General features: G+C 66.5%; 6 protein-coding genes. All 6 read right to left on the bottom strand.

What is annotated here, in order from left to right:
- Positions 1–31: 31 nt before the first annotated feature.
- On the bottom strand, positions 32–1666 hold the full coding sequence (locus tag G3A50_RS21505; RefSeq protein ID WP_163077136.1) for a dihydroxyacetone kinase subunit DhaK: 1635 nt from the start codon (positions 1664–1666) through the stop codon (positions 32–34).
- Positions 1667–1735: 69 nt separating this feature from the next.
- A complete protein-coding gene (locus G3A50_RS21500) occupies positions 1736–2743 on the bottom strand; it encodes an ABC transporter ATP-binding protein (RefSeq protein WP_163077135.1) in 1008 nt (335 codons plus the stop codon).
- The gene (locus G3A50_RS21495; protein ID WP_163077134.1) at positions 2736–3848 is read right to left on the bottom strand and encodes an ABC transporter ATP-binding protein; all 1113 of its coding nucleotides are present in this window, start codon (positions 3846–3848) and stop codon (positions 2736–2738) included. The genes G3A50_RS21500 and G3A50_RS21495 overlap by 8 nt, the downstream gene beginning before the upstream one ends.
- Before the next feature lie 4 nt (positions 3849–3852).
- Complete coding sequence (locus G3A50_RS21490; RefSeq protein WP_163077133.1) at positions 3853–4059, bottom strand: hypothetical protein; 207 nt, start codon at positions 4057–4059, stop codon at positions 3853–3855.
- Positions 4056–5009, bottom strand: coding sequence for a carbohydrate ABC transporter permease (locus tag G3A50_RS21485; RefSeq protein WP_163077132.1), 954 nt, complete (start codon positions 5007–5009; stop codon positions 4056–4058). The genes G3A50_RS21490 and G3A50_RS21485 overlap by 4 nt, the downstream gene beginning before the upstream one ends.
- Complete coding sequence (locus G3A50_RS21480) at positions 5006–5974, bottom strand: carbohydrate ABC transporter permease (protein ID WP_163077131.1); 969 nt, start codon at positions 5972–5974, stop codon at positions 5006–5008. Before G3A50_RS21480 ends, G3A50_RS21485 begins: the two co-directional genes overlap by 4 nt.
- Positions 5975–6000: the final 26 nt, after the last annotated feature.

Raw genomic sequence — 6000 nt, 5'->3', positions numbered from 1 at the left:
GCTCTCCACTCCCTGTGTCGTCGCCACGTTCCTACCCCAGCCGGGCCAGTGCCTCGAAAACCCGCGCCACGGCAAATGCGCCGGGATCGGGCGAGCCTTCGAGATCGCGCGCGCCGACATAGGAGGCCCGGCCGGCACGCGCCCGCGTCATCGCCTTGGTCGCCTCCGCGCCCTGATGCGCCGCCTGCGCCGCGTCCGCAAGGCTGCCCTTCGACAGAGCCTTCAGTGCAGGCTCCAGCGAATCCACCAGGGTGCGCGCGCCTAGACCCGCTCCCCCATAGAAGGTCATGCGATCGAGGCCGGCAAGCAGTGCGAGGGGCAGGTCGGCGGTCTCGCGCATCGCCTTGGCGCTGGCGGTGAAGAAGATCGACATCAGCACGCCGCTCGACCCACCCATGGCCTGTCCGAGTGTTTCGCCAAGGGCATGAAGAGTGGCCGCGCTGTCGGCGAGCGGCAGCGCGGCGAGGCGCGCCTCCACCGCCCGGGCGCCGGTGGCGACGGTGGAGCCGGTATCGCCGTCACCGGCGCGCGCGTCGAGGCGGTTCAGTTCCTCCTCAAGCGATATGAGCGTGGCGCAGGCCGCCCGGATGACAGCCTCGGAGGCCGCGTCGGGGCTGGCCGCCGGGTCCGCCTCGCGCCGCGTCGCCGGCGGCGGCAGGACGAGAACCTCGCCTATCTCGACCGCTGGCCGCCAGGCGAGGGGCTCCACGCTTGCACCGAGGGCCCGCTCGCGCGCGGCGTCGAGGCGCAGCAGGGAGAGCGAGAAGCCGTTCATGTTGAGCGCGGTCATCAGCGCCGCCGGGCCGATGACCAGCTTCACCTGCCTGCCGAATACGGAACGCAGCACCGCGTCGGCGATGAGGCTCATTTCCAGCGGCGGGACGGCACCGAGATTGTTGATCAGCAGAGCGTAATCGGCGCCGGGCGCCAGCCTTGCGGCGAGACGGTCCGCCATGAGGGCGGTGATCGCCTCCGCCGCCAGCAACGGGATGCGCTCGACCCCCGGTTCGCCATGAATGCCCAGCCCAAGCTCGCCCTCATTCGCGCCGAGGCGCGCTTCATGCGCCTGACCGGGGATCGAGCAGGAGGCGAGCGACACACCGAGCGAGACGATGTCGGCGGCCGCGGCGCGGGCGGCCGTGGCAACGGCAACAAGGTCGTCCCCGGCCTCGGCGTGGTGGCCGGCGATCTTGTGCACGAACAGCGTGCCGGCCACGCCGCGCGGCTGGTCGATCTCAGGCAAGGCGATGTCGTCGGCGACGATCACCATCTCGACGTCATAGCCCTCGGCGCGGGCGCGCTCGGCGGCAAGGCCGAAATTGAGCCGGTCGCCGGTGTAGTTCTTCACGATCAGCAGGCATCCCGGTGCGCCGGTGACCGCGCGAATGGCCGCCAGCACGGCCTCGACGCTGGGCGATGCGAAGATCTCGCCCGACACGGCGGCGGTGAGCAGGCCGCGTCCCACGAAGCCGGCATGGGAGGGCTCGTGTCCGGCCCCGCCGCCCGAGACCACCGCCACCTTCGACTTGTCCCAGTCGGCGCGCAGCACGACCTTGATATCGGGGTAGGTATCGAGCCGGGCGAGCATGCCCGGCGGCGAGGTGCGCAGCAGGCCGTCCAGCGCCTCGGTGACGATGCTTTCGCGGCGGTTGAAGAAGTGTTTCATCGCTGCCTTCCGATTCCTGTCGGCACGGTTCGAATTCCGCCGGAGCATGGCGGGCGCGCACGCGTCATGTCACGCGAGGCGCTGTCCGTCCTGCCCGAAATAGAGTGGTCGCTTCAAGGTCAGGCTGATCCGGTCCCCGGCATCGACCGGCATGTCCGGGTCCGCAAGCGTGGTGATCTTGTGGGCGCCCATGGTGATGTGGAGGTGGTTCTGGTCGCCCAGATGCTCCACCCGGACGATCTCCGCATTGCCGTCGGGCGAACGGGCGATTTCCAGATGCTCGGTCCGCGCGCCAATGGTGCGCGTGCCCGCCGGGGGCGTGGGGCCGGGCAGGAGATCGGCCGGCAGAAGGTTGATGTGCGGCTGGCCGAGGCGGGCGGCGACGTGAAGATTGGCCGGGTTGGTGTAGATCTCGCGCGGCGTGCCGATCTGCACCAGCTTGCCCTCGGCAAGGATTCCGATGCGGTCGGCCATGGTCATGGCTTCGATCTGGTCATGGGTGACATAGAGCAGGGTGGAGCCGGTTTCCTTCTGGATTCGCTTGAGTTCCAGGCGCAGCTCGCCGCGCAGCTTGGCGTCGAGGGAGGAAAGCGGCTCGTCCATCAGGTAGATCGACGGCCGGCGCACCAGCGCCCGCCCGATGGCCACGCGCTGCATCTCACCACCGGAGAGCCGGGTGGAGCGGTTCTCCAGCTTGTGGTCGATGCGCACCATGGCGGCGACCTGCCGCACTCTGGCGTCGATCGTCGCCCTGTCCAGCCGCCGTGCGGGGGAGCGCAAGGGGAAGGCCAGGTTCTCGTAGACCGTCAGATGCGGATAGAGCGAATATTGCTGGAACACGAACGCCACGTCGCGCATGGCGGGACCTTCGCCATTCACCGGTCGGCCGCCGATGCTCACCACCCCCTCATCGGGCGTTTCCAACCCGGCGATGAGCCGCAGGGTGGTCGTCTTGCCCGCTCCCGTGGGGCCGAGAAGGACGACGAACTCGCCGTCGGCGATGGTGAGATCGAGGCTGGCGATCGCTCGTTTCTCGCCGAAGCTCTTGGTGACGCCCGCCAGCGTGACATCAGCCATGATGATTGCCTCCGATGCCGACGCCTTCGTGCAGGGCGGACGGGACCACGGAGCCCGAGCCGCATTCGAACAGCGAAAGGCGTTCGCTGGCGAAGACCAGTCCGACCGTGTCGCCAATGCGGTAGCTCTGCTCGGCGGGCAGACGCGCCCGCACCGTGCCGCCCGCCGTCTTGATGATCACGATCTGCGTCGTGCCGAGATACTCGCTGCCATAGATCGCGCCGCGCAGCGGCGAGGCGTCGGAGAAGCGAACATGCTCGGGCCTGACCCCCAGCGCCAGCTCACCGGGCATCACATCCGCGCGCAGTTCCGGCATGGTCACGTCCGCCTCGCCGATGCGTGCGCTGCTTGCGCCTTTCGCCAGCCCGGCGTTGAAGCGGATGAAGTTCATCGGTGGCGAGCCGATGAAGTCGGCGACATACATGGAGGCCGGGCGGTTGTAGATCTCCTGCGGCGTGTCGAACTGCTCGATCACGCCGTGGTTCATGACGGCGATCTTATCCGCCATGGCCATGGCCTCGATCTGGTCATGGGTGACATAGACCGTGGTGGCGCCGATCCGGTTGTGCAGCTCGCGCAACTCGCGCACCATCACGTCGCGGAACTCGGCATCGAGCGTGCCGAGCGGCTCGTCCATCAGGAAGCATTTGGGTCGGCGTACAATGGCGCGGCCCAGTGCCACCCGTTGGCGATCGCCGCCGGCGAGACCGGAAACCGACTTGTCGAGGATGTGGTCGATCTGCAGCAGCTTCGCCGTTTCCTCGACCCGACGCTTGATCTCGCTCCTTGGCACGCCCTGCGAGAGCAGGGGGAAGGCGATGTTCTTTCGCACGTTCATGTGCGGGTAGAGCGCGAAGAGCTGGAACACGAAGGCGATGTCGCGTTCGCTGGCGCGCCGGAAGGTCACGTCTTCGCCGCCGAGATGGATGGTACCGCTGGTCGGCAGCTCCAGCCCCGCGATCATGCGCAGCGTCGTGGTCTTGCCGCAGCCGGAAGGGCCCAGCAGCGCAAGAAATTCACCATCCTCCACGGTGAAGGAAGAGTCCCGCACCGCTACGAACTCGCTGAAGGCCTTGTGCAGGTGATCGACCCTGATCTCCGCCATGGGGCTACTCCGGGAACTTGGACACGATCATGAACATGAGCGTGCCGGCCAGCAGGATGACGAAGGAGTACGTGTAGAGTTCCAGCAGGAAGGGCTGGAAGAGCATCAGGAAGCCGGCCGCGATCAGCGCCACGGCAATGGTCTCCATCGGACCGCGCCGGAAGAAGAACGGCCGCCGCGGCCGGGGTGTGTCGAGCGAGGTCCCGGTCATTTGCGCACCGCTCCGAAGGTGATGCCGCGCAAGAGCTGCTTGCGGAGCAGGATGGTGAAGACGAGGATCGGCACCAGGAAGATTGTCGTTCCCGCCGCGACCGCCGGCCAGTCCTGCCCGCCCTCGCCGATGATGGTCGGGATGAAGGGTGGCGCCGTCTGCGCGCTGCCGGAGGTCAGCAGCGCGGCGAAGGCGTATTCGTTCCAGGCGAAGATCAGGCAGAAGATGGCGGTGGCGGCGATGCCGGTGGTGGCCTGCGGCAGCACGACCTTCCGGAACGCCTGCAGCCGCGTATAGCCGTCGATCATCGCGGCCTCTTCATATTCGCGCGGAATCTCGTCGATGAAGCCCTTCAGCAGCCAGACCGCGAGCGAGACGTTCACCGCCGTGTAAAGCAGGATCATGCCAAGCGCGGTGTCCGACAGGCCAAGCTGCCGGTACATCAGGTAGATCGGGATCGCGACGGCGATGGGCGGCATCATCCGGGTCGAAAGGATGAAGAAGAGCAGATCATCGGCCATCGGCACCTTGAACCGGGAGAAGCCGTAGGCGGCCAACGTGCCGAGCAGCACGGCGAGGAAGGTCGACCCGAATGCGATGATGAGCGAATTGGCGAAGCGCGGCAGGAAGTTGGAGGGGCCCGCGATCACCATGTTTCGCTCGCGCGTCACCTCATCGCAGACGCCGTCCGGTGCGGGCAGCGCGGCGATGTATTCCGGCGTCTGCCGCGTGCGCGTCGTGAACAGGTTGCAATACCCCTCAAGCGAGGGGCTGAAGAGGATCTTCGGCGGGTAGGAGATCGAGTCCGGCGGCGACTTGATGCTGGTCAGGAAGATCCAGGCCAGCGGCACCATGGTGATGAGCGCATAGGCGATGACAAGCGTCGCGGCGACGCGCTTGGAGGTGGCGCTCGGTTCGACGACCGAATGGGCGGAATTGGCGGAGCTCATCTCTGCTTCACCTTGTTGAGCGCTTTGACATAGATGTTGGCGAGGCCGAACACCGCGACGAACAGGATGATGGCGAAGGCCGAGGAGCGGCCCGTGGCCCAGGCTTCGAAGGCGTCGCGTTTGAGCGCGATGGAGGCCACTTCCGTGGTCGAGCCAGGCCCGCCGCCAGTGAGCAGGTTCACCATGTCGAACATCTTGAAGTTCTCGATGCCCCGGAACAGCACCGCCAGCATGATGAAGGGCAGCGCCATGGGCACGGTGATCGACCAGAACTGCCGCCAGGCCGAGGCGCGATCGACTTCCGCAGCCTCATAGATGTAATCGGGAATGGAACGCAGCCCGGCGAGGCAGATCAGCATCACGTAGGGCGTCCACATCCAGGTATCGACGATGATGATCGCCCAGGGCGCGAGGCTCACACTGCCGAGCATCTGGATCTCGGAAGTGGGAACGCCGCTGAGGAAGGAGACGGCATAGGCGAACAGCCCGATTTGCGGCTCGTAGAGGAAGCGCCAGAAATTGCCCACCACGGCCGGTGACAACATCATCGGGATGAGGATCAGGGTGGTCCAGAAGGCGTGGCCGCGGAATTTCCGGTCGATCAGATAGGCGAGGCCGAAGCCGATCAATGTCTGCAGCACGATGGTCCAGAAGACGAAATGCGCGGTGGTCTGCATCGACGCCCAGATATCGGGATCGTTCAGCACGCGCGAGTAATTGCCGAGCCCGACATTCTGCACCACCGCATTCGGGCGGTTGGCCCGGTAATTGGTGAAGGACAGATAGACCGCCCAGAAGAGCGGGAAGATGTTGATGGCCAGCAGAAGCAGGATGGTCGGCGCGATGAACAGCCAGGCGATGGCCCTGTCGGACAGGCCGCGCACGCGGGCCGCGACGGACTGGGGAGTCGCGCGGATGGCAGCATCTGCCACCTTGTCGGTAAAGGTCTCGTGTGAAGCGGTCACAAGCGTATCCGAGGTGATGATGGGGC

It is taken from the genome of Ancylobacter pratisalsi (genome assembly GCF_010669125.1).
GTDB lineage: Bacteria > Pseudomonadota > Alphaproteobacteria > Rhizobiales > Xanthobacteraceae > Ancylobacter > Ancylobacter pratisalsi.
This window is presented reverse-complemented; position numbering and strand designations above follow the sequence as displayed.